Origin of the sequence: Bradyrhizobium sp. (genome assembly GCF_019244115.1) — a bacterium.
Classification (GTDB): domain Bacteria; phylum Pseudomonadota; class Alphaproteobacteria; order Rhizobiales; family Xanthobacteraceae; genus Bradyrhizobium.
This window is the reverse complement of sequence record NZ_JAFATE010000600.1, coordinates 1-2,509: the sequence shown is the minus strand read 5'-3', so window position 1 is coordinate 2,509 and position 2,509 is coordinate 1. Positions and strand designations below refer to the sequence as shown.

The 2,509-nt window shown below is 63.2% G+C and carries 2 protein-coding genes and 1 pseudogene; 1 reads left to right on the top strand and 2 read right to left on the bottom strand.

Features of this window, described 5'->3' with window-relative positions:
• Positions 1–284, bottom strand: a pseudogene (locus JOZ76_RS26675) (acetamidase/formamidase family protein); the annotation flags it as partial.
• 40 nt (positions 285–324) lie between these two features.
• Positions 325–1,842 carry an amidase gene (locus JOZ76_RS26670; RefSeq protein ID WP_291703730.1) on the bottom strand — a complete coding sequence of 506 codons (1,518 nt, stop codon included), beginning with the start codon at positions 1,840–1,842 and terminating at the stop codon, positions 325–327.
• A gap of 331 nt (positions 1,843–2,173) precedes the next feature.
• Here JOZ76_RS26670 and JOZ76_RS26665 point away from each other — a divergent pair.
• Positions 2,174–2,509, top strand: a 336-nt coding sequence (locus tag JOZ76_RS26665; RefSeq protein ID WP_291703728.1) for a transporter substrate-binding protein, incomplete at its 3' end; no start/stop codon positions are given.

Here is a 2,509-nt window from a genome sequence, read left to right as displayed (position 1 = left end):
CCGTTGACGGCGATCGGGCCGCATTGTGGATTGAGGTAGGGAAACTTCAATTTCGCCGTCGGGCTGTCCTGCTCGCTGGTGATCACCCCGCCAAAGGCGTCCTCGGTCTCGACCGCGACGATGTCGCCGGGATCGATGGTCAGCACCGGCTTGGCATAGGGTCCGTAGACATAGTGGAACGGGCCTTGCGCCTCGATCGTGAGTTCATGATGCCGTCCGGGCTGGCCCTTGGCCACGCCGCGCCTCGCCAGGATCGAATTTTTAAGCCAGGGATCGCTACTCATCGCGGTTTGCTCGGGCGTTGCATTATCGTACCCGTCAGTCCTAGTTCAGCTTCCAGTCGCCGATCGCCTCGATCGCTGCCGCCAGCGTGATCAACGTGGTCTCCTCGAAATGGCGGCCGACCAGCATCAACCCGACCGGCAGGCCGTTGACGCGCCCGCACGGCACCGTGAAGGCCGGATGGCCCGATACGTCGAAGGAACAGGTGTTGGCCTGCATGTTGAGCGCGGTGTCGATCACCGTGTTGAGCGGCGCATCGGCCGGCGGGATCGGCGTTGCGGTGAAGGGGATTGTCGGCATGACCAGCGCATCGTATTTTTTCAGCGCATCGTCATAGGCCTGGCGCAGCAGCCCGCGCAGGTTCTGCGCCTTGGAATGATAGCGTCCGTGATAATTGCGGTGCATGTATTCGCCGAGCATCAGCACGAGTTTTACGGTCGGTGACACGTCGTTGATCCGTGTGCCCATGCCGCGGGCCAGCGCTTCCTGCATCGAGACCGGATAGTAGCCCGGGACGTTGTTGCCGACGCCAAACCCCTTCAGCATCATCTCGGCCGCGCCTTCCAGGATCACTCCGCTCCAGACATGCGGGCCGTCGAGATGCCATGAGATCGACACCTCCTCGGTTTCCACGCCGGCCTTCGCCAAAGCCGAGACCGCCTGCCTGACCTTCTCACTGACCGCGCCATCGCTCTCCGGATGGCCAAAACCCTCGCGCAGGATGCCGATCCGCAGGCCCCGCACCGGGATGTCCAGCGCGCCGATGTAATCGCCGGTGCGGGCGGAGATCGTCCTGGTGTCCCAGCCGTCATGGCCGGCGATGACGGTCAGAAGCCGCGCTACGTCCGCAACCGACGCGCACATCGGCCCGCAATGATCGACCGAATAGCTGATCGGCATCGACCCGGTGGTCGGCACGAGGCCCCAGGTCGGCTTCAGGCCATAGACGCCGCACCAGCTCGACGGCGTGCGGATCGACCCGCCCTGGTCGCCCCCGAGCGCCATCGGCACCTCGCCGCTCGCGACCAGCGCCGCGCTGCCGCCGGAGGAACCGCCGGCACTATGCGCGGGGTTATGGGGATTGCGGATCACGCCGGTTGCGCAAGTGTGGCTCGCGCCCGAAAAGCACAGATCCTCGCAGGCCGCCTTGCCCGCGATGGTGCCGCCCGCATCGAGAATGCGTGTCACTACCGTGGCGTCGATTTCCGGCACATAGCCTTCGAGCAGCGCCGAGCCGTTCATCATCGGCACGCCCGCGACGCAGATGTTGTCCTTGATGGCAATCTTCTTGCCGCTGAGCAATCCCTCGCGGCCGCTGCGAATGTCCGTCTTCCAGTACCAGGCGCCAAAGGGATTTTCCGATGGCGGCGGCCGGTAGCCGGGCGAGCGCGGCGCGATCGGCGCGAGCTGTGGAGGCACAAGTTCCTCGAGCCGCCCATAGGAGGCCAGCGGTCCCTTGAAGGCCTGCTGAAACGCCGCGATTTCCTTAGCGGTCAGGACGAGACCGAAATCCGATCCGAGGTGATCGATCTGCTCGAGTGTCGGGAGACGAACCGCCATGCTTCACCCGCTTGCCGGACGAACGAAAAAAGCCACCCGTGGCCCGAAAGGGCCCCGAATGGCATCCATGCCGTTGCTATCGATGGTCGCTTCACGATCACATGGCAGAGCGAAATATTCAACATCGTCGCGCAGACGCCGTCGGCTGCGCAAAAACTCTTTTCGCCGTCCACGTATTTACGGTGGGAATAATTCTGTCTTAGTCTCTCCGGGCTTGTCAATGTGACGCTGGCACCTTTTTTGAGCTGAGAGAGCCCAATTGGCGCGCAAGCTCGCATCGAAATGCGACAGGTCGTGGCATGAGATCACAACCGTACACAGTGAACGCCTGATGACGAAGCCGACGATTCCGCTTGGTCTCGTCTTCTCCCGATCGGGTCCCTACGCCATGATGGGACGTGAGATGGAAAAGAGCGCGCTGATGGCGGTCGACGAGGTCAACCAGAGCGAGGAGTTCGATTTCATCCTCGCGCCGCATCTGCGCGACCCCGGCGGCATGGTCGCTGCCTATCATACCGCTTGCGATGATCTCATCCGCGAGCATGGGGTGGAGCACATCGTCGGCTGCTATACGTCGGCCTCGCGCAAGCAGGTCATTCCGATCGTCGAGCGCACCGAGCGCCTGCTCTGGCACCCGGCGCGCTACGAGGGTTTTGAGAGCAGCGAT

What these genes read in the sequence shown, in the direction of transcription:
- JOZ76_RS26670 (WP_291703730.1), bottom strand. Translation starts at nt 1,842, where the DNA reads ATGGCGGTTCGTCTCCCGACACTCGAGCAGATCGATCACCTCGGATCG.